Source organism: Iodidimonas sp. MBR-22 (genome assembly GCF_029946565.1).
In the GTDB taxonomy this organism is placed as follows: Bacteria; Pseudomonadota; Alphaproteobacteria; order Sphingomonadales; family Rhodothalassiaceae; genus Iodidimonas; species Iodidimonas nitroreducens.
Window position 1 is genome coordinate 234,738 of the sequence record NZ_JARKVQ010000003.1, and the last position, 24,996, is coordinate 259,733.

Below are 24,996 nucleotides of genomic sequence, written 5' to 3' on the forward strand. Positions count from 1 at the left end.
AACCGGCCTTCACCAAGGCACGAACAGGCCGCGCTTGATTGCTTCCACCACGGTTTGGGTTTTTGTATGGCTATCGAGCTTTCTGGCTGCGGTGGCCAGATGCGCTTTCACCGTATGCTCGGAAATCGACAGGATGATGCCGATTTCCTTGTTGGTCTTGCCCTTTGCCGTCCACAGCAGGCATTCGCGTTCGCGCTCGGTAATATCGGGGCTATCGATGGGGCGATCAGCCTTCATCACCGCTGATACCGCTTCATGAAGCCGTGTGGCCAGCATTTTGATCTCGGCGCTTTTTTCCCGCAGCCTTGCCTTCACGGATGGGCGATCATCGCCAAAGATCGAAAAGACCGAAAAATCAAAACCGCCCTGATGAAAGGGAATATTATAGCCCGAGGCGCAGCCAAAAGGCCGCGCTTCATCCATGATGCGGGCCTGTTTTTGGGTGAGCTGCGTTTTTTGGAGAATATCATCCCAAAAGAAGGCGGTATTTTCCGAATAGGATGCATAGGCAATGGGATCATAATAAAGATAGTTCGATTGATGATAATGCTCCATCCACGCGGCCGGGCGCTGATCGATGGCCACGCAAAGCCGCCCCTGGCAGGAGCGGATATAATAAGTGCCCCCAAAGCCATTCAGGCGAATGAAAGATTGGATGTCGAAGGTGATTGGCAGATGAGCAAAATCATCCCAATCATAGAAAGGCATTGTCAAAATAAACTACCATTTTTTTCATAAACATGACAAGAATACACGCATAAATTATGTATTTATAAAATGATGCAGCCACTGGGTGTTTTCTTTGGGTGCAACTGTTATCATACAACCCTATTTATACAGTTTTGGCTAGCCATTCTTGTATATTTGCCCATTCTTTTTGCATGAATGCCGGATTTTTTAGCATTCATGTCAAACGTTTCTAGTATTTATGATTGAATAATTCAAATAACTACAACTTTTTTACCGGAAAAAGCCCGCATGATCCTGCAAATCATCCACGCTTGATCCATCCCCGTGCCTATGCGAAAGCTTTTTCATGTCAGATGCCTTTAAAGCCTTGCGTTTCATCAATCCGCGCCATGGCCTGGCGGTGCGGATGAGCCCCATGGTGCGGCGGCTCATTGCGCCCAATCAGGGGCCCTTCACCTACAGCGGCACGGGCACCTATCTGATTGGCGAGAAGCAGCTTGCGGTGATCGATCCCGGCCCGGATGATCCCGACCATATCGATGCCATCCTCCATGCGGTGGGGGCGGCCCGGGTGAGCCATATCCTGATCACCCATACCCATCGCGATCACAGCCCCGGCGCGCGTTTATTGCAGGAGCGGACCGGCGCGCCCTGCTATGGCTTGGGCCGCCATGGCACAGCGGCGCGGGATGATCTGCCTGCCGGTTTGGTGGGGGGTGCGGGCGAAGAAGGCGCTGATGTCGATTTCGTGCCCGATCATCATCTGGCTGATGGAGACGAGATCAGGGGAAGGGGGTGGACCTTGAAAGCCCTGTGGACACCGGGGCACACATCCAATCATCTGTGCTTTGCCCTGATGGCGGAAAACGCCATTTTTACCGGCGATCATATCATGGGCTGGTCCACCAGTGTGATATCGCCCCCCGATGGCGATATGGGCCGCTATATGCGGTCCTTGCAGCTTATCAAGGATTGCAATGCCGCGATTTTATGGCCCACCCATGGCCCGCCGATCCTGCAGCCGCGCGCGCATATATCGGGGCTGATCCAGCACCGGGTTGATCGCGAAAAAGGGATCATCGGTTGCTTGGAAAACAAGCCCTGCGGGGTGGAGGAGATCGTCGCAAGCCTTTATGTCGATCTTGATCCCCGGCTTTATCCAGCGGCCCAAAGATCGGTTCTGGCGCATCTGGTGGATCTGGCTGATCGCAAAATCATCAAATTTGAGGGATTATTTGACCAAAGCGGTCGCTTTTTTGTATGAACAAGCGAGAGCGGTCTGGAAAGTCAGAGAGTGTGGGAAAACGCGGCCTCCCCCTGCAATTTTCCAATTTTTTTCTTATATCAGGATGAAAGCCGGTGCCTGTGACAGATACCAGCACCAAGCCGAATGGAATGAATTGCCATGGATGATGTCGTCTTTGATCCGTTTCAGCCCTCTGAGCAACCGCTGATCGATCCCTCGATCGATATCGAGGCGGAAATCGATCGCCTGCGCCATGAACGCAAGGCGGTGATTTTGGCCCATTATTATCAGGACCCGGCGATCCAGGATATTGCCGATTTCGTGGGCGATAGCCTTGATCTTTCGCGCCGGGCGGCGGCAACACAAGCGGATGTGATCGCTTTTTGCGGGGTGCGCTTCATGGCTGAGGTGGCGAAAATCCTGTCGCCCCAAAAAACCGTGGTGCTGCCGGATATGCGCGCCGGATGCAGCCTTGAAGATAGCTGCCCGCCAGCCGAATTTGCGGCCTTCCGCCGGGCCCACCCCGATCATCTGGCGCTGACCTATATCAATTGCTCGGCGGCGGTGAAGGCGGAAACCGATATCATCGTCACCTCATCCAATGCCGAGGCGATCATTCGCCAGATCCCCCTTGAGCAGAAAATCCTGTTTGCCCCGGATCGCCATCTGGGGGCCTATCTGTCGCGCATCACGGGCCGGGAGATGCTTTTATGGCCGGGGAGTTGCATCGTTCATGAACGCTTCAGCGAACAGGAATTGATCAAGCTGAAAGCCGCCCATCCCGATGCCCCGGTGGCGGCGCATCCGGAATGCCCGGCCCATATTCTTGATCTGGCCGATCATGTGGGATCCACCAGCGCGATTTTGAAATTTGCCAGCGAAAGCCCGGCTCGCACGATCATCGTGGCCACCGAGCCGCATATCATTCATCAGATGCAAAAAGCCCAGCCCGATAAGATTTTCATCGGCGCGCCGGGGGCGGATGGTAATTGCAATTGCAATATGTGCCCCTTCATGGCGATGAACAATTTGGAAAAGCTTTATGTGGCCCTGCGCGATTTGCAGCCGCAAATCGAACTGCCCGAGGACGTGCGGCTGAAAGCCCTGAAGCCTTTGCAAAAGATGTTGGAAATGAGCCCCAAATCCGCCCCGGCCACGGATGTTTCAAATATTGCCACAGCCGCTGAAGATGGGCGGTTGTCGGCGTGAAGGCGCTGGAACCCGGCATGATGCGGCTGATGATGCGCGCGGCCCTTTTTTTGTGCGCCGGATTGCTGCTTTTATTGCTCGCCAGCAGCGGATGGTTGGGCCATGAGGGCTGGATTTTGCAATTGGCGCTGATGGGGGCGATTGCCATGAATGCCGCCGCCGCCTGGTATTTTCTGCGCTATTTTCTCAGTGCCGTTCAAGATATCTGGCGCAAATAGGCGGGAAGTCCGCCGCAGTATCATGGCGCTCACCGCTCTTTGATCGCCGCTTTTCCCACATCATCAAATCTTGCATGGGCGGTGAGGGCACGATCCCCTAGGATGGCCTTCTTTGTCGAATGTTGAGGTGCGTGATGCCATCTGGTTTCGTTGTGGATGCTTTGCTGTTTCTGGCGGCCCTGTTCATTTTCACGGTGGGCCTTGGGGCCATGGCGGTGGTGATTTTATATATCATCGATCGCACCCAAACCAGCCATGCCATCCGGCGGAATTACCCGGTCATCGGGCGAATGCGCTATGTGATGGAGCATATGGGCATTTTCCTGCGGCAATATTTCTTTGCCATGGATCGCGAGGAAATGCCCTTCAACCGATCCCAGCGCACCTATGTCTATCAGGCGGCGAAAAATGAGGATACCACCAGCGCCTTTGGCTCGACCCGGGATATCCACACAGTGGGTTCGGTTTTGTTTGTCAATTGCCCCTTTCCCACATTGGAAAGCGATGCGGCGGAAACCTCGGCGGAAACCATCGGCGCCGGGATGTGTCGGCAGCCCTATACCACCTCCAGCCTGTTCAATGTTTCGGCCATGAGCTATGGCGCCATTTCAAAACCGGCGGTAAAGGCTTTATCAGCGGGATGCGGCATGGCCGGGGCGTGGCTCAATACCGGCGAGGGGGGCTTGTCGCCTTATCATGAAGGGGGTGGGGCGGATATCGTTTTTCAACTGGGCACCGCCAAATATGGGGCCCGCACCCCTGATGGGGCGCTGAGCGAGGAAAAACTGCGCGAATTGGGCGCGCATGAGCAGATTAAGATGATCGAATTAAAGCTGAGCCAGGGTGCCAAGCCGGGCAAGGGCGGCATTTTGCCGGGTGGCAAGGTGACCGAAGAAATTGCCCGGATTCGCGGGATCCCGGTGGGTGAGGATTCGATCAGCCCCAATCGCCATCCCGATATCAATAATGCCGATCAATTGCTCGATCTGATCAATCGGATGCGCGATATCACCGGCAAGCCCGTGGGGTTTAAATGCGTGGTGGGCGCTTATGGATGGTTTGACGATCTGTTTGAAGCCATCCATCGCCGGGGTATTGAAAGCGCACCCGATTTCATCACCATCGATTCCTGCGAGGGCGGCACCGGGGCCGCGCCGATGAGCCTGATGGATTATGTGGGCCTGCCGATACAGGAAAGCCTGCCGATGGTGGTGGATATGGTCAATGGCTATCAATTGCGGGATCGGATCAAGATCATCGCTTCCGGCAAGCTGATCAATCCTGCCGATGTGGCCTGGGCTTTATGCATGGGGGCGGATTTTGTGGTTTCGGCCCGGGGCTTCATGTTTGCGCTGGGTTGTATTCAGGCCATGCAGTGCAATAAAAATACCTGCCCCACCGGCATTGCCACGCATGACAAACGCCTGCAACGCGGCCTTGATGTTGAGGATAAATCCCAAAGGGTGGCGAATTATATTCGCAATATGCATAAGGAAGTGGGGATCATCGCCCATAGCTGCGGGGTGCCTGAACCGCGCCGCTTGAAGCGGATGCATGCGCGGATCGTGATGCAGAATGGCCGCTCTTTGCCTTTGAACGAGATTTATCCCGATGTTTTGCCCGGAGCGACGCGACCAAACCACTAAGAGCGACGCGACCAAACCACTAAGAGCGACGCGACCCAACCATTAAGGGCGACGCGACCAAACCACTAAGAGCGACGCGACCTAATCATTGAAGCTGCGGCAGGCATGGCATGGCGGTGCCAGCCGCAGTTGCCTCAGCCCTTTTTAGCGCCAGCCCGCCCGATCGAACAAGCGCTGGGCGGCGGGCTGGTTGATGCCCAATTGCGCCACATTCAGATCATCGACCTTGAAGCGGCCCAAAGTTTTCAGGGCATCATTGTCGATCGCCACTTCGGTCACCGGATATTCATTATTGCCTGCCGCGAAATAGATCTGGGCGCTATCGCTGGCCAGATAGTCGAGAAAGGCAATGGCTTCTTTTTTATGGGGGGCAAATTTCAAAATCCCGGCACCCGAGATATTGACATGGGTGCCCCGGCCGTCCTGATTGGGGAAAATGGGGACCAATTGGGCGATCACTTCGCGATCGGCTTGATTCTCAGACAGCATCAGGCGGGCGAAATAATAGCTGTTGGCCACCGCAATGGCGCATTCCCCGGCGGCTGCGGCGCGCAATTGATCGGTATCGCCACCTTGGGGCGGCCGGGCGAAATTCGCCACCACGCCCGTTGCCCAAGCTAAAGCATCCGCCTCACCATGATGGGCGATCATCGAGGCCATCAGCGACAGATTGTAGATATTGGAGGATGAGCGGATGCAGATCTGCCCTTTCCAGCGCGGATCGGCCAGATCTTCATAGCCTGTGATCAAGGCGGGATCGGCCAGATCGCGATTGACGAAAATCATCCGCGCCCGGGATGAAAAGCCAAACCACAAGCCATCGGCATGACGCAGATGTGCGGGGATTTTCGCCGTCAGTTCATCGGATTGGATGGGCTGAAACAGGCCCGCTTCTTCGGCCCGCCACAGGCGCCCGGCATCCACGGTGAGCAGAAGATCGGCGGGGCTGTTCCGCCCTTCCTGTTTCAGCCGGGCGATCAGGGCATCGCCTTCGCCCTCCAGCCGATTGATGCGGATGCCCGTGGCTTTTTCAAAATCCTCATAAAGCCGTTCATCAGTTTGATAATGGCGCGAGGAATAGATATTCACCTCTTGCGCGGCCAGATCGGGGATCAGGAAAGGCAGGACCATCAAGCCCATCACGGCGGCGAGCCGGTTTGACCTATTTTGGAAAAAGCTGCGCATGATTGCCTCCCGATCAATGAAAATAAGAATTATTATTATCTAATAAGCGATGGCGGCGGTGCATTCAAGAGCTGTTTGCGTGGCATCGGCGCATGGCCGGGCCGGGACCGGCTGATCAAGCGCGTGAGGATAATCACCGGCAAAAGGCCGACCAGAACGATGGTCAGCGCCGGTGTTGCCGCCTCGGCCAGGCGCTCATCAGCGGCCAGATTATGGGCCTGCACGGCCAGCGTATCGAAATTGAACGGGCGCATGATCAAGGTGGCGGGCAATTCCTTCATCACCTCGACAAAAACCAGCAATCCGGCCGTGAGCAAGGGGGCCTTGAGCAAGGGCATATGCACCCTGCGCAAAGCTTCGAAACGGCCCACCCCAAGGCTTGCGGCGGCGGCATCCATCGAAGGGGTGATTTTCAACAGCCCGGCCCAGGTGGTTTGCTGGGCCAAAGCCAGAAACCGTACCAGATAGGCAAAAATCAGGGCGGCAATCGATCCGGTGAGCAAGAGGCCGGTGGACTGATCGAAGGTGTTGCGGAAAAATGCATCCACCCTGTTATCGAGCCACGCAAAGGGGATCAAAACCCCCACGGCGATGATCGAGCCGGGAATGGCATAGCCAATACCGGCAATTGCGCTGGTTGTGCGGCTAAGGGGGGTGCTATCGGTGCGCCGGGCATAGGAAATCAGTAAAGCCAGCATCACAGCGAGCAGGGCGGTGATGAGAGCAAGGCTGATGCTTTTTTTCGCAAGGTCCAGATAGCGATGGCCAAATTGCGCATCGCCGCCCGCATAAGCCAAATGCAAAAGGATCAGAACCGGCAGCAGGAATCCGGCAAAAAAAGGCAGGGCGCATAAAAAGGCGGCCAGCCATCCGCGCAGCCCGGTCAATCGCTGAATATTGAGCGACCGCATTTTCTGGCTGGTTTGGTAATAGCGCGCCCCGCGCCGGCTGGTTTTTTCAAGGAAAAGCAATAAAACCACGAAGCCGAGGAGTAAACTGGCCAATTGCGCCGCCACAACCCGATCCCCAAAAGAAAACCAGGCGCGATAGATGCCCGTGGTAAAGCTTTGCACGCCAAAATAGGATACCGCCCCGAAATCGGCCAGTGTTTCCATCAAAGCCAAAGCCACCCCTGCCGCCAAAGCCGGGCGGGCCAAAGGCAGGGCCACCCGGTGAAAAGCCGCCCATGGGGTGCAGCCAAGGGTGCGGCTGGCTTCCACCACACATTCCGATTGCTGCAAAAAGGCTGCCCGCCCTGCCAGATACACATAAGGATAAAGCGCCAGGATGAAAACCGTGATCGCACCGCCAAGGGAGCGGATTTGGGGGAACCAGTAATCGCGCGGCCCCAAGCCGGTGAGATCACGCAACAGGCTTTGCACCGGGCCCGAGACCTGCAAAAAATCGGTATAGGCATAGGCCAGCACATAAGCCGGAGCGGCCAAAGGCAGGATCATCGCCCATTCAAAAAAGCGCCGACCGGGAAATTCATAGATGGTTACAAGCCATGCCGCCCCGGTGCCGATCAAAAAGGTGCCAAAGCCCACAGTCAGCACCAAAATCAGCGAATTCAACACATAGCGCGGCAAGACCGTCTCGCTGAGATAAGACCAGCTTTCCCCGCCGGGCATAAACAAATGCCCCACCACCACCGCCACTGGCAGCCCGATCAGCAGCAGCACGCCTGTCAGCAAAAACAGATTGAGGCTGAAAAAGCGCGACACGGCAATCATCCCTTCAAGGGCGCGTGGATCTGACGACAGATTAAAAGCCATCCATAGCCGATGCCTTTGCCCGCGCCCAAGAGGAAAATGCGAACCCCATGCAGGATCGGCCACCACGGGTCGGCGGAATCATTTTTTTGAAATCATGGAAAATCAGGTTATGGTTTTTTGGAAAGAAACAGATATCGAACCGGATCATGGGGAAAAAGCAAATGCATAGCAGGGATTTATCCCTCTCAGACAGCCGCATCAATCACTATTGGGCGGCGAATATTTCCCTTTTGGCAAAGCTGATGGCGATCTGGTTTATCGCATCCTTTGGCGCGGGGATTGTGTTTGTCGAACCCCTTAATCACGTTCAGTTTTTCGGTTTCAAGCTTGGTTTCTGGTTTTCCCAGCAAGGGGCGATTTATGTGTTTCTGGGGCTTGTGCTTTATTATGTGCGGCGGATGAACAGGCTGGAACGGCAGTTTTCCAAGCCGGAAAAATCTGGCCCCGAAAAATCTGGCCCGGATGAAAGCGGATCACATTAAAGCCTATGGAAACGCAAACCCTGATCATCATCACCGTCAGCCTCAGCTTTGCCCTTTATATCGGCATTGCCATCTGGAGCCGGGCGGGAAGCACCAAAGATTTTTATGTGGCGGGTGGCGGCGTTCATCCGGTGGTCAATGGCATGGCCACGGCTGCCGATTGGATGAGCGCGGCCTCCTTCATCTCGATGGCCGGGATCATTGCCTTTGCGGGCTATGATGGCTCGGTTTATCTGATGGGTTGGACCGGCGGCTATGTTTTGCTGGCCCTGCTTCTTGCCCCTTATCTGCGAAAATTCGGCCAGTTCACCGTGCCCGATTTTGTGGGCACCCGCTATTATTCCCGCACGGCGCGGGTGGTGGCGGTGATCTGTTTGATCTTTATTTCCTTTACCTATGTAGCCGGGCAGATGCGCGGGGTGGGCGTGGTTTTCTCGCGCTTTCTGGAAGTGGATATCACCTATGGCGTGCTGATCGGCATGGGCGTGGTTTTTTTCTATGCGGTGATGGGCGGTATGAAAGGGGTAACCTATACCCAGGTGGCGCAATATTGCGTGCTGATTTTTGCCTATCTGGTGCCCGCCATTTTCATGTCGATCCTGATCAGCGGCCAGCCGGTGCCGCAAATCGGGCTGGGGGCCCAGATGGCCGATGGATCGGGGCTGTGGGTTTTGCAAAAGCTGGATCAAACCCTCGTTGATCTGGGCTTTGCGCCTTATACCAGCGGCAGCAAATCGATGATTGATATGATGGCCATCACCGCCGCGCTGATGGTGGGAACGGCGGGGCTGCCCCATGTGATTGTGCGGTTTTTCACCGTGCCCAAGGCATCGGATGCCCGGCTTTCTGCGGGCTGGGCGCTGTTTTTCATCGCCCTGCTTTATACCACGGCACCTGCGGTGGGGGCCTTTGCCCGGATCAATTTCATCGATCAGGTGAATGAGCAGCCCTATGAAAAGGCCCCCTTCTGGCTTGGGAATTGGGAAAATATGGGGCTGATTGCATGGCATGATAAAAATGAGGATGGGATCATCCAATATCGGGCGGGCGAGGCTTTCGAGGGCGCGCCCCTTTATAAAGATACGCAGCGCGGCCAATGGGGGGAGCGGCTGACCGCCAATCCATCCGATGGCCCCAATGAAATCTATGTGGATCGCGATATCATGGTGCTGGCGAACCCCGAAATAGCCCAGCTTCCGCCCTGGGTGATCGCCCTTGTGGCGGCGGGCGGATTGGCGGCGGCTTTATCCACCGCAGCCGGGCTTTTATTGGTGATTTCATCGGCGGTGAGCCATGATCTGATGAAAAAGACATTCCTGCCGGATATGACTGATAAGCAGGAATTGATGTTTGCCCGGCTTTCAGCGGCCACGGCCATATTGGTGGCGGGTTATCTGGGGATCAATCCGCCGGGATTTGTGGCCGAAGTTGTGGCCTTTGCTTTTGGCTTGGCGGCGGCATCCCTGTTTCCGGTGATTTTCATGGGCATTTTCACCAAGCGGATGAACCGCGAGGGGGCGATTGCCGGCATGATCAGCGGCCTTCTTTTCACCTTTGGCTATATCCTGTTTTTCAAATTCGTGATGCCGGAATGGAACAGCGCCGCCCACTGGCTTTTCGGCATCTCCCCCGAAGGCATCGGGATCATCGGGATGCTGGTGAATTTTGCCATGGCCATAAGCGTTAGCCATTTCACCGCCCCACCCCCCGCCGAAATCAATGATCTGGTGAATGATATCCGCCTGCCCAGCGGCTATGCGGGGGCCCATGCCATGCGCCATCCTGCCGATGAAAGCTCATAAAATTCCAATGTGCTCAGCGGATCTGGCGGCCTTCGATCAGGCTATCCACCACCGAAGGATCGGCAAGGGTGGAGGTATCGCCCAGATTTGAAAAATCATTCTCCGCGATTTTGCGCAAAATACGCCGCATGATCTTGCCGGATCGGGTTTTCGGCAGGGATGGGGTGAAATGAATATGATCGGGGGTGGCGATGGGGCCGATATCCTTGCGCACCCATTGGCGCAATTCCTTGGCCAGATCTTCCGTGGGCTCCAATCCGGCATTCAGAGTCACATAGCAATAAATGCCCTGGCCCTTCACATCATGGGGAAAGCCCACCACCGCCGCTTCCGCCACAAGCTGATGGGCGACAAGGGCGCTTTCCACTTCGGCGGTGCCCATGCGATGGCCTGAAACATTGATCACATCATCAACCCGACCGGTGATCCAATAATAGCCATCCGCATCGCGTTTGCAGCCATCGCCGGTGAAATAGGTGCCGGGATAGGCGCTGAAATAGGTTTGGATGAAGCGTTCATGATCGCCATAAAGCGTACGCGCCTGCCCCGGCCAGCTATCGGTGATCACCAGATTGCCGGTCCCCGCGCCTTCGATGATCTGGCCCTCGGCATCCACAAGGGCAGGTTTTACTCCGAAAAAGGGCCGGGTGGCCGAGCCGGGTTTCAGATCGGTGGCGCCGGGCAGGGGGGTGATCATCATGCCGCCGGTTTCGGTTTGCCACCATGTATCCACAATCGGGCACCGGCCCTTGCCCACCACGCGATGATACCACAGCCAGGCTTCGGGATTGATCGGCTCGCCCACCGATCCCAAAATCCGCAGGGAAGAGAGATCATGGCGCTCCACCGGGGCGTCGCCTTCGCGCATCAGGGCGCGCAGCGCGGTGGGGGCGGTGTAGAAGATATTCACCTTGTGCTTGTTGATGATCTGCCAGAAACGATCCACATCCGGCCAGGTGGGCACGCCTTCAAACATCAGGCTGGTGGCCCCATTGGCCAGCGGCCCATAGATGATATAGCTGTGGCCGGTGACCCAGCCCACATCGGCGGCGCACCAGTAAATTTCGCCCGGCTGATAATCAAAAACATAATCATGGGTGATCGAAGCCCATAAAAGATAGCCGCCGGTGGTGTGCAGCACACCTTTCGGCTTACCGGTGGAGCCGGATGTGTAAAGGATGAACAGGGGATCTTCGGCGTTCATCACTACCGGTTCGCAATGGCTGTCCACCTTCAGCGCCGCTTCATGATACCAATAATCGCGGCCATCCACCCATGAAACCGTGGCCCCGGTATGGCGCACCGCCAGAACCGCTTTCAGCCCGGGACAGGAGCGGGCGGCCTCATCGAGATTGTTTTTGAGGGGGATGGATTTTCCGGCGCGCACGCCCTCATCGGCGGTAATCGCCCATTGGCTATCGCAATCCTTGATCCGATTGGCCAAAGCTTCTGCGGAAAAACCCGCAAAAACAACGGAATGAACAGCCCCGATACGGGCGCAGGCGAGCATGGCATAGGCCGTTTCGGGGATCATCGGCATATAGATGGTGACCCGATCCCCTTTTTTGACGCCCATATTTTTCAAGACATTGGCAAAGCGGCAGACATGATCATAAAGCTGGCCATAGGTGATGGCATGGTGATAGGCGGGATTATCGCCTTCCCAGATCAGGGCAATATCATTGGCTTTTTCGGGCAGATGCCGATCGATACAATTAACGCTGGCATTGAGGGTGCCATCCTCGAACCATTTGATCGAAACATCCCCATCAAAGCGGGTGTTTTTTACTTGGGTATAGGGAGTTTCCCATTGCAGGCGTTGCCCCTGTTCACGCCAAAAGCCATCGGGATCATCGATAGAGGCACGATAAAGCCTTTGATAATCATCCGCATTGCACCGGGCGGATTGCGCCAGCGTTTGAGGCACCGGAAAGCGTGTTTGATCCTGCTCGGTTTTTTCTTGTGTCATGACATGCTCCTGCTACCCAAAAATGGAATCCGATCCGGTTTTTATGCCCAAAGGCTTTATCTGCCCTTGATGGCATAGACGAGGCCGGGGCCGCAAGCGGGGAGGGAATGGCCCCGTTTTTCATGAGGTCTTTCATGATGCCGATGGGATCATTCGGCGGCCAGATGGCGGGGGGGCTCGCTTTCGCTCAGGTCTGCATCGGCATGGCCCAGATCAAGGCTGAAAAGTCCCTTTAACAAACGCCCCATATCGGCGGCTACAGCCTCGAAAGCGGGCTTTTTCAAAAGCCTGATCTCATCCATATAAAGGCCGCGATTAATCTCGATCTGCAAAGCATGGCGGCCCTCATCGGGGCGGCCATGATGCTGGGTGCAATAGCCCCCGGCATAGGGATCATTGCGGGCCACCCGATAGCCCAGATCATGGAGGATGTCCTCGGCCCTGTTGATCAGGCGGGGATCGCAGCTTGCGCCATGGCAATCCCCCAAAACGATATCGGCATCAAAGCCATGCTGATCGCTCTCGCCCGCCCGCAGGGGTTTTGAGGGCATGGAATGACAATCGAGCAATACGCTCCAGCCATGATGCTTGTGGGCGGCAGATAAAAGCGCATCCAAGGCCTGATGATAGGGGGTGTGAATGCGTGCGATGCGGGCTTTGGCTTCGGCGAGCGACAAAGGCTCGTGATAAATCGGCATCCCGATGGCCACGACCCGCGCCAAAGTGCCCAGACCCGCGGCCACCCGTTCGCTGATCATGGCGCTGCTTTGGGGCAGGGGATCGCGGATCAGCAGGGGATCAAGCTCGTTTTCCGCGCGATTGAGATCCACATAGGCGCGGGGATAATGGGCCATAAGCAAAGGCGCGCCAAAATCCGGGGCCAGTTGAAACAGTTCATCCACATGAAAATCTTCCGAGCGCCGCAACAGCAGTTCATCAAGGCGCGAGGCCCGCTTGAAATCATCGGGATAATAGCGGCCGCTATGGGGCGATGCGCACAGAAAAGGGCCAGCCTTGAAGGCCGGGCGAACAAGGCGATAAGGCGCCGGATAAAGGCCAGAGGGTTCAGATGTCATAAAGGCTTGGGCCTTGTTGAGCGGTGAAGATCATGACAAAAGCAAACTTGGCAACCCCCGCAGTTTTGCCCATTGCAGCATCAGGATGCAACAGGCACAATCTGATTGCGGTGCATTTCCTTGCCGTTTTTTATGTGATGAGGCCTGATAATGGCATGTAAAGGCAACCCCGATAGGGGCGTTAGGATACGGGCGTTAGGAGGTGATTGAGCCTTTTTGGGGCCTTTCAGGGCTTTTCATTGCGCCCTTTTTGGGCAGTTTTTTTGCCCTGTTGGCGGATCGCCTGCCGCGGGATGAGCCGGTGGCTCTGGTGCGTTCGGCCTGCCGAACCTGCGGCACCCCCTTGGCAGCCTATGATCTGGTGCCGATCCTTTCTTTTTTGATATTGCGCGGGCGCTGCCGAACTTGCGGCACCCCCATTCCCCGCCACACGTTGATTTTCGAGCTTTTGGCCCTGCTGATTGCCGCCCAATCCGTTCTGGCAATGGGCTGGGGGATATCATCCCTTGCCACCCTGTTTTTGGGGCTGATTCTGCTGACCCTTGCGGTGATTGATGCCCGGCATTTCTTTTTGCCCGATCTGCTCACCCTGCCTTTGATCCTGATGGGGCTTTTTGTGGCGGGCTTCATTGGGCCGGTGGATCTGCTCTCGGCGGCCTTGGGGGCGATGGCTGGTTATGGTCTTCTCGCCGGGATCGCATATGCCTATCGCCATCTGCGGGGGCGCGAGGGTCTGGGCCTTGGGGATGCCAAATTGCTGGCTGCCGCCGGGGCGTGGATGGGCTGGCAGGCTTTGCCTTATGTGCTGTTGCTCGCCAGCCTTTCCGGGCTTTTTTATGTGCTGGGGCAAAGGCTGCGCGGGCACCATCTGGGGGCGGGGGATGCCATTCCCTTTGGCCCCTTCATTGCCCTGTCTTTCTGGTTATTATGGCTTTATGGCCAAAGTTTTTTTGGCAGGTTTTAAGCAGGATCAAAGCAAGAGAAAGAGGAGCGTGTGAATGAGCAACCCCACTCAGCAGCAGCGCGAAAAGATGGAGGCCGCAGCCTTTCGCAAGCTGGTGCAGCATTTGCGCCATCGCACGGATGTGCAGAATGTGGATCTGATGGGCCAAAGCGGCTTTTGCCGCAATTGTTTGGCGGATTGGTATGCCGAAGCGGCGGCGGATCTGGGGCATCCGATGGATAAGGATGCGGCGCGCACCGCGATTTACGGCATGTCGCCCGCCGAATGGAAACAGCGCCATCAAACGCCTGCCAGCGAAGCCCAGCTTGCATTGATGGCCGAAAGCCTGAAGAAAAACGAAGGCCGGGGATTTTAAACCCCCGGCCCTATGGCTTTCAGGAAAAAAGCGGCTCAGCGGGCGAACACGGTTTTCTTCAAAAGGGCATCAACAGACAGGCTACCAGCGCCGTATTTCATGATGACCAGCATAGGCACGGCCCAGAAAATATGGGTTTGCAGCATCATCAGCCAGAAATCATCGGCACTCCAGAACACATAAAACTGGATCAGCAGGGTCATGAACAAAATGCCCGCAGCGGCAAGGCGGCTGGCCAGCCCGATCAGCAAAAGGAAGGGCAAAGCATATTCCGCCCAGCCTGCCAATAAAGCCGTAACCTCGGGGAAGGGCATGCCGAATTCGCTTTCAAACAGCATGGCCTGAAAAGGCTTCAGTTCGAATAGACCTGCCAGCTTATTGCCAGCGGATGACCAGAATGTGTGGATGATGGCGATCCGGGCCACCAGCAAAACCAGCCATTCGGGGGTGAGATTGAACAGGCCATAGGCGGATCGGGCTTTATTCACAAGGCTGCCTGAGCCCATGTGCGAGTTGGTCATATGCGGTCTCCTGATGATGACACGGGTTATTTTTCCGTGAAGGATGCAAAAACACCCATTGATAGCGCTTGGCTAAGGGCTGAAGAAAGATCGAAATCATTTTGTGATGCAAAGGCAGCCGCCGCACTTTCGCCCAGAGCCGCCCCAGCATCGAGGCTCATGAGAAACGAGAAGTCCCCATAGGACAAGGGGATAATCTCAACATCTCCGTGAAGTCGGATAATGAGCAGGCGGGCAGGATTATCGGCAAGGCTGGGCGCGCTGGCGCTGTCATCGCCCTCAGCCGCCGCCATGGCCATTTTATAGATATCAAGAACAGGCCAGGGGCTGGCCAGAAGGCAGGCATATGGGGCCAGATCAAAATGCAGGGATTCCACATCTTGCGGGGGGATGTTGGCCAGAAAGGCAGGGTCCAGCGGGGCCATTTCGGGGGCGCTGAGCATTTTGAAACTGGCGAGTTCGAGCCGGGCAATATCGGCAAAATAGGGGTGGCGGTTCGCGGCTTCATAACGATTGCGAAAATCATCGCTTTCCAAAAATGCCGGCAGATCATGGCCATAATCCACCATGCGCCCATGTGTTGGGCGGTGGAGGCGGTGATAATCGCGCATCATCTGGTGGAAAAAACCTTCGCCCACAAGAGCATAAAGGGCGGGATACAGCCCCTGACAGGATCGGGTGAGGGCGGCATGGATATTATTGCGATAAATATCGAGCTGGATGCCCGCTGGCACCCCATCCATCGGTTTGATCATCGCCGCGATGGCGTCATCTCCGCGCCCTTCAAGGGCAGCGGCAAAAGCCGATTGCACAGCCGCTAAAGACCCGGTTTCAGCCATGATCCGCCTCAGCCAAATGGTGGGACTGCTTAAAAGAGGAGGATGGCTTGCCCGCCATGATGCGTTCGGCCTTTTGGGCTTCGGCCAGAAGATCGGCGAAGGGCGGCAGATTGTCATCGCGCTCGATCAAGGTGGGGCGTGGGCCGAAAAGCCCGATGGCATGATCATAAAGCGCCCAGACATCATCGCAGATCGGCGCCCCATGGGTATCGATCCGAATATCGCGCGCGCCATAGCGATCAATGGCATGGCCCGCCATATGGATTTCGCCGATGGCAGAACCGGGGATGGCCGCCAGATAGGCATGGGGATCAAAGCCGTGATTGCTGGCGCACACATGGATATTATTGATATCCAAAAGCAGCCCGCAGCCGGTTTCCTTCACCAGTTCATTTAAAAAGTCCGGCTCGCTCATCTCGGCATGGGCAAATTCAAGATAGGTGGAGGGGTTTTCAATCAGAATCGTGCGGCCAAGGGCATCCTGCATCCGGCCCACATTGGCTGCCATGGCCGTCAAAGCATCGCGGGTGAGGGGCATGGGCAGCAGATCCGACAGGAAATGATCTTCAAAGCGGCTCCAGGATAAATGCTCAGAAACCACAAAAGGCTCGAACCGATCCTGCAGGGCCTTGAGGCGCTCGAGATGATCGCGATCCACCGGATCTTTCGATCCCAATGACGCCCCCACACCATGGAGGCTGAGGGGATAGTGGGCGCGAATACCCTCAAGAGCCTGTAGGCGCGGACCGCCCGCAAGCATATAATTTTCGGGATGAACCTCGAAAAAACCGAGATCGGGACGTCCGTTGAGAACGTCCCGATAATGCTCGACCTTTAAACCGACGCCAGCGCAATGCGGCATCGGTTTTTCAGGCTGTGCCAAAGGCATTAATGGCCTCAGGCTTTGGGCTCTTCAAGGCTGCCTCCGGCCAGCTTGTCGCACACGCCTTTAGGAACGAACATCCATGCATTTTCCTGGCCATCCACTTTGGACGTGCCCTGGCATGAGGTGCCGGGACCGGCCTTGCAATCATTCTGGCCGGCTTTGGCAACGCCATAGCATTTTTCGGCCTTCTTGGCCCAATCCTGAGCCTGCACGGTGGTGGCGGAAACGGCGGCGGCAAGCGCACCGGCAAGGGCGATGGTGGTGGCTTTTGACGTCAGCGTTTTCATAAGATCTTCTCCAATATAATAGGCATATCAAACCTGATTATCAGGTTATCTGTTGCCGGGTATGGCAAAGGGCACGCAATCCCTTTGCTCCGACACAGTGTTAAACTAAGGTGTTAGGGGCCGAAGTTGAAGAGGAATCGATTTCACATTGTTGTCAGCAGTAAAATGCCTGTTCTCACAAAGACTTCAAGTCGCCTCTTTGTACCTCATCATGAACGCGTTTTATGCATGGCATTGCATGTCTTTGGCCATGTCGCTATGGTCCCCCGCCATTATGGGATCGGCAGCGATCCTTTCTGGCCGTAAATGGCAAAGCCCCTCATCAGGAGATTCCCTTCATGGCGACCAATGCAGGCGGAATAGCAGGCGATATTCTGCGTTCTTTCATTGAACGAATCGAGCGTTTGGAAGAAGAAAAAAAGGGAATCGCCGACGATATCAAGGATGTTTATGCGGAAGCCAAATCATCCGGCTTTGATCCGAAAATCATGCGCCAGGTGGTGCGGATCAGAAAAATGGAACGCCATGAGCGCGAAGAGCTCGAAGCCCTGCTCGATGTGTATATGCACGCTTTGGAAGGTGGATCGGCTGCCCCGTCAAGCGGAGAGGACGCCTGAGCCGAGGGCCGTGGGCAAGGCTTCAAACCGGCGCAGTTCGGCCGGCAGGCGCGAGGCCAGCCCATTGAGATGGAGCGGATCGGTGCTTGTTAAAAGCCGCAGACGGCCCGCGCCCCGATCATCGATATCGGGATGGCGTTTGAGATAATCCGCCAAGGCCAGCGCCACCATCCGGGGTTGGGTATGGATGGCGATGGCAGGCGATAGGGCCGCGCGAAATTGCTTTAAAGCAAAAGGATAATGGGTGCAGGCCAGCGCCACGCTGTCGATGGCATCAGCCCCCGGCTGCGCCATTAACTGATCCACATAGCCACGCACCAAAGCTTCGATCCGATCATCAGGGGCATGGGCTTCGATGGCATCGGCCAGCCCGGGGCAGGGCTGTTGCAGCACATGGATGGCGGGGGCGCGGGATTTGATCTCGGTTTTAAAGGCGCCGGAGGTCACCGTACGCGGGGTGGCGAAAATGCCTAAGGTACGCGGCCTGATTTCAGTTGTGCAGATCGCGCCATGGTCGGCAATGGGATTGATAGGGGCATTCCACCCCAGCCCTGTGATGCTTTCCACCAAAGGCACATGCACCCCCAAAACCCGGGCATGGGGGGCGGTTTGGGCAAGCCAGCCCTGTTGCAGCGGGCGCAGGGCCACGGCGGCCGCGGTATTGCAGGCTAAAATGATCAATCGGCAATTTTGCTGCAAAAGATAATCCACCGCCTGGCGGGTGAATTCATGGACTTCGGCCCCGTCTCGCTCGCCATAAGGGGCGCGGGCGTGATCGCCGATATAGAGAAAATCACGGTCGGGCAGGGTTTCGCGCAAGGCCTGCAGGATGGTGAGGCCACCCGAACCGCTATCAAAAACACCAATCACAGGATTAGACTTTCGGTTCGATAGAAGAACGATGCTTCAGCATAGGCTGATTTTGGGTGCATTTAAGGCAAAAATCATGATCGGGCTTGAAAAAGATCATCGCGATAATTTTTCAGGGTCTTTTGATAAGCCCAATTCATCCAGCCGCCGGTAAAGCGTGGAGCGGCCAATGCCCAAACGCCGGGCGATTTCAGAGAGCTTGCCATCATGAAGCCGAATGGCGGCGGCGATGATCTCGGCTTCCAGATCAGCCATGGGGCGAAGGCTGCCGCCATGATCGAGCAGATTGATCGAAAAAGCCGGGGTCGATGGCTCGGGATGGCGGTCTGTGGGCGGATTGTGCGGGGCTTTATCCGCTGCGGTTTTGGGGGCGGATGGGCTGGCCGGGCGCAATTGGGGGAAATCATCGGCGGTCAATTCCGGCCCATCGCTCATCACCATCGCCAGAAACACGGCATTTTGCAATTGGCGGATATTGCCCGGCCATGAATTATGCGAAAGCAGCGTCAGGGCATCGGCCGACAAGGGCTTTTCTTCGAGATTTTCCGCGCGGGCGATCTGCCCCACGAAATGCCGGGCCAGCAGGGGAATATCCCCGGCCCGATCCTGCAAGGCGGGGATGGTCAGGGGGAAAACATTGAGCCGGTAGAACAGATCTTCGCGCACATGGCCATTTTCAACCAGTGCGGCCATATGGCGATTGGTGGCGGAAATCAGCCGGATATCCACGGGCACCGGGCGCGCGGCGCCGATGGGGTCCACTTCATTTTCCTGCAAAACACGTAAAAGCTTGACCTGCACATCGAGGGGCAATTCCCCCACCTCATCAAGGAACAGCGTGCCGCCCGAGGCTTCCTGGAATTTGCCGATATGGCGGTCGCTAGCGCCGGTGAAGGCCCCTTTTTCATGGCCGAATAAAATGCTTTCCACCAGATTTTCCGGGATCGCCCCGCAATTGACGGTGATGAAGGGTTTGGCCTTGCGATTGCTGGCCTGATGAATGGCCCGGGCAAAGATTTCCTTGCCCACGCCCGATGGGCCTTCGATCAAAACCGGGATCGACACGGCGGCCGCTTTCCGGCCCAATCGGATGGCATCGAGAAAGGGCGGGCTTTCCCCCACCATATTTTCAAAACCGGGAAAATCTTTTTGCGATGGTTTGATATGGGGCAGTTCGCCGGTCATGCTCACATGGCTGAGCGCACTATCGATGGCGGTGCGCAGGCGTTCAGCGCTGGCGGGCTTGACGATGAAATCGCTGGCTCCGGCTTTCATGGCTTCCACCACCCGGCTGACCCCGGAATGGGCGGTGAGAATGATCACCGGCAGGTGGGGATGGCGGGGGCGCACCGCTTGCAGCACATCCAATCCGTTCATCCCCGGCATCTGCATATCCAGAATGACACAGGCGATGGCCGGTTTTTCGGGGTCATCGATCCGCGCCACGGCTTCTGATCCGTCCCCCGCATTTTCAACATGATGGCCTGATCGGGCGATCATGGCGGTCAAAAGATGCCGCTGGGTCGGCTCATCATCAACGATAAGGATCGTTTCGTTCATAAGCTGCACCGCGCTTGGCGCAGCCCTCGTTCGGGATGCGCAGGAAAGATTTGTATCATATCGGGACAAATCTTAAAAAAGGGTTTGATTGCCTGCGATCCGACCACAGATGAACGGCGTATGCTGGTTTTAAAGCCCCGATCATGCCACATATCCAAAGCCGCATTTCCTCTTGCCCTCTCCTTTAGAAACAGGCCCCATCATGACGGATGACACGGAAAGAAACAGATTGAGCGCGCGGGTGGGGCGTTATGCCCGGGTGGGGCGTTCCATGGGGGGTGTTGGGGCGCGGATGGTCAGTGGCCGGATGCTGGGCCGGGCGGTGGATCAGCAGGCTTTGGGGGCCGATCTGCGGCAGGCGCTGGGCAGCCTGAAGGGGCCGGTGATGAAGATTGCCCAGATTTTATCCACCATCCCCGATGCTCTGCCCCGGGATATGGCGGCCGAACTGGCGCAATTGCAGGCCCAGGCGCCATCGATGGGGGCGCAATTCGTGAAACGCAGAATGCGCGCCGAATTGGGGTCGGGATGGAGCGAACGCTTCCAATCTTTCGAACGCGAAGCCTGTGCCGCCGCTTCTTTGGGGCAGGTGCATCGGGCCATCGGGCCGGGGGGCGAGGATCTGGCGGTCAAGCTGCAATATCCCGATATGGCGAGCACGGTGGAAGCCGATCTGGCGCAGCTCGATTGGCTGCTTTCCCTTTACAAGCGCTATGATCGTTCCATCGATACCCGCCATATTCGCGAGGAACTGGCCGCCCGCCTGCGCGAAGAACTGGATTATGGGCGCGAGGCCCGGCACATCACCCTTTATCGTGCCATGCTTGCCGATGAACCGCAGGTGCATGTGCCCGCCCTTTATCCCGATTTATCCACTGATCGGCTGCTCACCATGGGCTGGCTTCAGGGTTCCCCGCTTTTGCAGTTCAAGGATGCCGATCTGGAAACGCGCAACCGTTTGGCGATCAATCTGTTTCGCGCCTGGTACATTCCTTTTCATCGCTATGGGGTGATCCATGGCGATCCCCATCTGGGCAATTATACGGCCCGCGATGATCTGGCCATCAATCTGCTGGATTTTGGCTGTGTGCGGGTGTTTCCCCCGGCTTTTGTGGGCGGGGTGATTGATCTGTACCGGGCCTTGCGCGATGGGGATCGCGATCTGGCGGCTCATGCCTATGAAAGCTGGGGATTTCAGAATCTGAATGAAGATTTGATCGATGTGCTCAATATCTGGGCGACTTTTCTGTATGCGCCTTTGATGGAAGATCGCCCCCGGCTGATCAATGCGGCGGAACAGCCCGGCCAATACGGTGCCGAAACCGCAGCGAAAGTGCACCGAAAGCTGAAAGAGCTGGGCCCTGTGACCCCGCCCCGGGAATTTGTGTTCATGGATCGGGCGGCCATCGGCCTTGGCGGGGTCTTTCTGCATTTGCGGGCCGAGGTCAACTGGTATCAGCTTTTTCAGGAGATCATCGAGGATTTTTCGGTGGAAAGTCTGGCCGCCCGGCAGGCCCGCGCTCTGGCCGAAGCGGGCCTGTAAGTCCCATCCTTGCTTGTAAAGACGGAATGGCGATCTTTATCAGATCGTTTCTTTTGCGGCGCAGCATCATTTGCATTTTGTGCTCATAGCCGGGCTTTGCTATGGTCATCGTGCGTTCTGCTTTGGGGCTGGCTTGATCTGAGCGCAGACTGTTGGCGACATTCTACAGGCGATTATGAGGAGGACTGGCGACCGTGACACTCAAGCTTTGTATCGTGAAAGAAACCACTGCCGATGAAAAGCGCGTGGCGGCATCGCCCGAATCGGTGAAGAAGCTGACGGCACTTGGCTTTGATGTGCATGTGGAAATGGGGGCCGGTGCCGCTGCATCGCTCACCGATAGCGCCTTTAGCGAAGCCGGAGCCACCCTTGCCGAAAGCCGGGCCAAAGCGCTGGCCAATGCCGATGTGATCCTGAGCGTGCGCGGCCTTGATGCCGATAGCCTTGGCGACGTGAAAGCCGGGGCCTTGATGCTGGGGCTGCTCAATCCTTATGGCGACAAGCCCCGGATCGAGGCTTATGCCAAAGCCGGTATCCGGGCCGTGGCTTTGGAACTGGTGCCCCGCATCACCCGCGCGCAATCCATGGATGTTTTGTCGTCGCAGGCCAATCTGGCAGGCTATAAAGCGGTTCTGGAAGGGGCGCGCTTTTTCACCCGCGCTTTTCCCATGATGATGACTGCGGCGGGTACCATCGCCCCGGCGCGCGTGCTGGTGATGGGCGCGGGCGTTGCCGGATTGCAGGCGATTGCTACGGCGCGGCGGCTGGGGGCGATTGTGTCCGCCACCGATGTGCGTCTGGCGGCGAAGGAACAGGTGGAAAGCCTGGGCGCAAAATTTGTCATGGTTGATGATGACGAGGCCAAAAACGCTGAAACCGAAGGCGGCTATGCCAAGGAAATGAGCGATGCCTATAAGCAAAAACAGGCGGCCCTGATTGCGGAAACCATCAAAAAGCAGGATATCGTCATCACCACGGCCCTGATCCCCGGCCGCCCGGCACCAAAGCTGGTGAGCGCCGAGATGCTGGCGACCATGAAACCGGGCTCGGTGATTGTTGATCTGGCCGTTGAGATGGGCGGCAATTGCGAAGGTTCAAAGCCCGGGGAAATCATTCATAAAGATGGGGTGATCCTTGTGGGGCATCGCAATCTTCCCTCTTTGGTGGCGACCGATGCGTCCACCCTTTATGCCAAGAATCTGCTCAATTATCTCACCCCCCTGATCGATCAGGAAGGGGGGGCGCTCAAACTCGATCACGAGGATGAAATCATTCGCGCATCTTTGATAACGCAGGATGGCGAGATCATCCATCCGCAGCTCAAATCCGCCGCCTGAAGGGGAATGTTCCATGTTTGAAACCGTTATGATGGCGGCCGCAGGCGCAAGCGCTGCGACCACCAGCCCGATTGTGCAGCAGCTTTCCATTTTCGTGCTGGCTGTTTTTGTCGGCTATTATGTGGTGTGGAGCGTGACACCCGCCCTGCACACGCCCTTGATGAGTGTGACCAATGCCATTTCCTCGGTGATCATCGTGGGGGCGATCATCGCGGTGGGGGGCGAAGGCATGCATCTGGCCACATGGCTGGGGTTGGCGGCCATTGCACTTGCATCGGTGAATATCTTTGGTGGCTTTGCCGTCACCGCGCGGATGCTGTCGATGTACAAGAAAAAAGAAAAGAAATGAGGGTGGGGCTATGAATCAGCAGTTCATCGATCTGACGGCGGTGGCTTATCTTGTTGCCGCAGTGCTTTTTATCATGGCCCTGCGAGGGCTGTCGAACCCCGAAACATCGCGCCAGGGCAATGTTTATGGGATGATCGGGATGCTGATCGCGGTGGTGGCCACCGTCTCTCGCCCCGATGTGTTTGCTTTTGGCTTATGGCCGGTGCTTGCGGCGATTGTGCTGGGCGGTGGCGTGGGGCTGGTGATCGCGCGCCGGATTGCGATGACCGCGATGCCCCAGCTTGTGGCGGCTTTTCACAGCCTTGTGGGCTTGGCGGCGGTTCTGGTGGCGGCGGCGGCCTTTCTCAATCCCGGCTCATTCGGTATTGTTGATGAGATGGGGCGGATTTTTGCCGCCAGTCGCATTGAAATGAGCCTTGGTGCGGCGATTGGCGCGATCACCTTTTCCGGCTCGATCATCGCTTTTTTGAAATTGCAGGGCACGATGTCGGGCACGCCGATCATCCTGCCGGGGCGGCATCTGATCAATAGCCTGATCGGGCTGTCGATCATTGGCCTCATCATCGCTTTTGCCTTCAGCGAGGGCGCGGCCTCGGGCGGCGGGCATTTGATGTGGACTATCATCGGCCTCAGCTTCGTGATCGGTTTCCTGCTCATCGTACCGATTGGCGGGGCGGATATGCCGGTGGTGGTGTCCATGCTCAACAGCTATTCCGGCTGGGCGGCGGCGGGGATCGGCTTTACCCTTGGCAATAATGCCCTGATCGTGACCGGGGCTTTGGTCGGCTCTTCGGGGGCGATCCTGAGTTACATCATGTGCAAAGGCATGAACCGTTCCTTCATCTCGGTCATTGCCGGTGGCTTTGGCGGTGATGAGGCGGGCGGGATCAAAGGCGCGCGGCCCGATCGTCCGGTCAAATCCGGCTCGGCTGAGGATGCCGCCTTCATCTTGAAAAATGCCGGTTCGGTGATCATCGTGCCGGGCTATGGTCTGGCGGTGGCGCAAGCCCAGCATGCGGTGCGGGAAATGGCCGATGCCCTGAAGGCCGAAGGGGTGAGCGTGAAATACGCCATTCATCCGGTGGCCGGGCGGATGCCGGGCCATATGAATGTGCTGCTGGCCGAAGCCAATGTCCCTTATGACGAGGTGTTCGAGCTAGAAGACATCAATAATGCCTTTCAAACAGCCGATGTGGCTTTTGTCATCGGGGCCAATGATGTCACCAATCCGATTGCCAAAACCGATCCCACAAGCCCCATTTATGGGATGCCCATTCTGGATGTGGAAAAGGCGAAAACGGTGCTGTTCGTCAAGCGCTCATTGGGCAGTGGCTATGCCGGGGTGGATAACGAGCTTTTCTGGCGCGATAACACCATGATGCTGTTCGCCGATGCCAAAAAGATGGTGGAAGAAATCATCCGCAATCTGTGAAAAATGGCCGGGGTGGGTGTCCTCATCCCGGCCTTGCCATTATCGTTTATCCCGGGCTTGACCCACTGCTGTCCGGTTTAAATTCACTGCCATTGCAGCACCATTTGGTTCGTGTTTTCCGGTGGGCTATGCGCAGTT

General features: G+C 56.6%; 24 protein-coding genes. 13 read left to right on the top strand and 11 right to left on the bottom strand.

The genetic code is table 11. The features are described 5' to 3' along the window. Positions 1-9: 9 nt before the first annotated feature. Positions 10-708 carry an autoinducer binding domain-containing protein gene (locus QK300_RS04115; protein ID WP_281300474.1) on the bottom strand — a complete coding sequence of 233 codons (699 nt, stop codon included), beginning with the start codon at positions 706-708 and terminating at the stop codon, positions 10-12. Positions 709-1,036: 328 nt separating this feature from the next. On the opposite strand from QK300_RS04115, the gene QK300_RS04120 reads away from it, so the two are divergent. From QK300_RS04120 to QK300_RS04135, 4 genes are all read left to right on the top strand, one after another. Beyond that, positions 1,037-1,954, top strand: coding sequence for an MBL fold metallo-hydrolase (locus QK300_RS04120; protein WP_281300275.1), 918 nt, complete (start codon positions 1,037-1,039; stop codon positions 1,952-1,954). A gap of 141 nt (positions 1,955-2,095) precedes the next feature. Continuing rightward, complete coding sequence (gene nadA, locus QK300_RS04125) at positions 2,096-3,145, top strand: quinolinate synthase NadA (RefSeq protein ID WP_281300274.1); 1,050 nt, start codon at positions 2,096-2,098, stop codon at positions 3,143-3,145. A 17-nt stretch (positions 3,146-3,162) separates the two neighbouring features. Further along, positions 3,163-3,363 carry a hypothetical protein gene (locus QK300_RS04130; RefSeq protein ID WP_152550402.1) on the top strand — a complete coding sequence of 67 codons (201 nt, stop codon included), beginning with the start codon at positions 3,163-3,165 and terminating at the stop codon, positions 3,361-3,363. A gap of 134 nt (positions 3,364-3,497) precedes the next feature. Further along, on the top strand, positions 3,498-5,009 hold the full coding sequence (locus QK300_RS04135) for an FMN-binding glutamate synthase family protein (protein WP_281300273.1): 1,512 nt from the start codon (positions 3,498-3,500) through the stop codon (positions 5,007-5,009). A 144-nt stretch (positions 5,010-5,153) separates the two neighbouring features. Here QK300_RS04135 and QK300_RS04140 read toward each other — a convergent pair whose 3' ends face one another. Together QK300_RS04140 and QK300_RS04145 are read right to left on the bottom strand one after the other, a co-directional pair. Further along, complete coding sequence (locus QK300_RS04140) at positions 5,154-6,194, bottom strand: Fe(3+) ABC transporter substrate-binding protein (protein ID WP_281300272.1); 1,041 nt, start codon at positions 6,192-6,194, stop codon at positions 5,154-5,156. A gap of 35 nt (positions 6,195-6,229) precedes the next feature. Further along, complete coding sequence (locus QK300_RS04145; protein WP_281300271.1) at positions 6,230-7,969, bottom strand: iron ABC transporter permease; 1,740 nt, start codon at positions 7,967-7,969, stop codon at positions 6,230-6,232. 161 nt (positions 7,970-8,130) lie between these two features. Between QK300_RS04145 and QK300_RS04150 the strand changes: the two genes are divergently transcribed. Next, complete coding sequence (locus QK300_RS04150) at positions 8,131-8,451, top strand: DUF4212 domain-containing protein (protein WP_281300270.1); 321 nt, start codon at positions 8,131-8,133, stop codon at positions 8,449-8,451. 5 nt (positions 8,452-8,456) lie between these two features. Next, a complete protein-coding gene (locus tag QK300_RS04155; RefSeq protein WP_281300269.1) occupies positions 8,457-10,253 on the top strand; it encodes a sodium:solute symporter family protein in 1,797 nt (598 codons plus the stop codon). Positions 10,254-10,266: 13 nt separating this feature from the next. Here the strand turns inward: QK300_RS04155 and acs are convergent, their stop codons facing one another. Then, entirely contained in the window at positions 10,267-12,222 is a 1,956-nt protein-coding gene (gene acs, locus QK300_RS04160; protein ID WP_281300268.1) for an acetate--CoA ligase, read from the bottom strand. Positions 12,223-12,371: 149 nt separating this feature from the next. Next, positions 12,372-13,298, bottom strand: a complete 927-nt coding sequence (locus QK300_RS04165; RefSeq protein ID WP_281302267.1) for an N-formylglutamate amidohydrolase — start codon at positions 13,296-13,298, stop codon at positions 12,372-12,374. Between the two features lie 202 nt (positions 13,299-13,500). On the opposite strand from QK300_RS04165, the gene QK300_RS04170 reads away from it, so the two are divergent. Both QK300_RS04170 and QK300_RS04175 read left to right on the top strand, forming a co-directional pair. Next, positions 13,501-14,262 (top strand): A24 family peptidase, encoded by a 762-nt coding sequence (locus QK300_RS04170; protein ID WP_281300266.1) that lies wholly within the window; start codon positions 13,501-13,503, stop codon positions 14,260-14,262. A gap of 34 nt (positions 14,263-14,296) precedes the next feature. Then, positions 14,297-14,617, top strand: coding sequence for a DUF1244 domain-containing protein (locus QK300_RS04175; RefSeq protein WP_281300265.1), 321 nt, complete (start codon positions 14,297-14,299; stop codon positions 14,615-14,617). Positions 14,618-14,652: 35 nt separating this feature from the next. Here QK300_RS04175 and QK300_RS04180 read toward each other — a convergent pair whose 3' ends face one another. The 4 genes from QK300_RS04180 to QK300_RS04195 are packed head-to-tail and all read right to left on the bottom strand — an operon-like array spanning position 14,653 to position 17,150. Beyond that, complete coding sequence (locus QK300_RS04180; protein ID WP_281300264.1) at positions 14,653-15,138, bottom strand: DoxX family protein; 486 nt, start codon at positions 15,136-15,138, stop codon at positions 14,653-14,655. 26 nt (positions 15,139-15,164) lie between these two features. Further along, positions 15,165-15,977, bottom strand: a complete 813-nt coding sequence (locus QK300_RS04185; RefSeq protein WP_281300263.1) for a DNA-binding domain-containing protein — start codon at positions 15,975-15,977, stop codon at positions 15,165-15,167. Beyond that, a complete protein-coding gene (locus tag QK300_RS04190; RefSeq protein WP_281300262.1) occupies positions 15,970-16,866 on the bottom strand; it encodes a DUF692 domain-containing protein in 897 nt (298 codons plus the stop codon). Before QK300_RS04190 ends, QK300_RS04185 begins: the two co-directional genes overlap by 8 nt. Positions 16,867-16,874: 8 nt before the next feature. Further along, entirely contained in the window at positions 16,875-17,150 is a 276-nt protein-coding gene (locus QK300_RS04195) for a DUF2282 domain-containing protein (protein WP_281300261.1), read from the bottom strand. Positions 17,151-17,488: 338 nt separating this feature from the next. Here QK300_RS04195 and QK300_RS04200 point away from each other — a divergent pair, with 338 nt between their 5' ends. Continuing rightward, positions 17,489-17,767, top strand: a complete 279-nt coding sequence (locus QK300_RS04200; RefSeq protein WP_281300260.1) for a DUF2312 domain-containing protein — start codon at positions 17,489-17,491, stop codon at positions 17,765-17,767. Here the strand turns inward: QK300_RS04200 and QK300_RS04205 are convergent. Continuing rightward, positions 17,747-18,637, bottom strand: a complete 891-nt coding sequence (locus QK300_RS04205) for a hypothetical protein (protein WP_281300259.1) — start codon at positions 18,635-18,637, stop codon at positions 17,747-17,749. The genes QK300_RS04200 and QK300_RS04205 overlap by 21 nt on opposite strands. 96 nt (positions 18,638-18,733) lie before the next feature. Beyond that, positions 18,734-20,197, bottom strand: a complete 1,464-nt coding sequence (locus tag QK300_RS04210; protein ID WP_281300258.1) for a sigma-54 dependent transcriptional regulator — start codon at positions 20,195-20,197, stop codon at positions 18,734-18,736. A 202-nt stretch (positions 20,198-20,399) separates the two neighbouring features. Here QK300_RS04210 and QK300_RS04215 point away from each other — a divergent pair, with 202 nt between their 5' ends. The 4 genes from QK300_RS04215 (at position 20,400) to QK300_RS04230 (ending at position 24,858) form a co-directional block, all read left to right on the top strand. After that, on the top strand, positions 20,400-21,740 hold the full coding sequence (locus QK300_RS04215) for an AarF/ABC1/UbiB kinase family protein (RefSeq protein WP_281300257.1): 1,341 nt from the start codon (positions 20,400-20,402) through the stop codon (positions 21,738-21,740). Between the two features lie 194 nt (positions 21,741-21,934). Further along, positions 21,935-23,077, top strand: a complete 1,143-nt coding sequence (locus QK300_RS04220) for a Re/Si-specific NAD(P)(+) transhydrogenase subunit alpha (protein WP_281300256.1) — start codon at positions 21,935-21,937, stop codon at positions 23,075-23,077. A gap of 28 nt (positions 23,078-23,105) precedes the next feature. Next, positions 23,106-23,426, top strand: coding sequence for an NAD(P) transhydrogenase subunit alpha (locus QK300_RS04225; RefSeq protein WP_348651822.1), 321 nt, complete (start codon positions 23,106-23,108; stop codon positions 23,424-23,426). 10 nt (positions 23,427-23,436) lie between these two features. Further along, complete coding sequence (locus tag QK300_RS04230; RefSeq protein WP_281300254.1) at positions 23,437-24,858, top strand: NAD(P)(+) transhydrogenase (Re/Si-specific) subunit beta; 1,422 nt, start codon at positions 23,437-23,439, stop codon at positions 24,856-24,858. Positions 24,859-24,996: the final 138 nt, after the last annotated feature.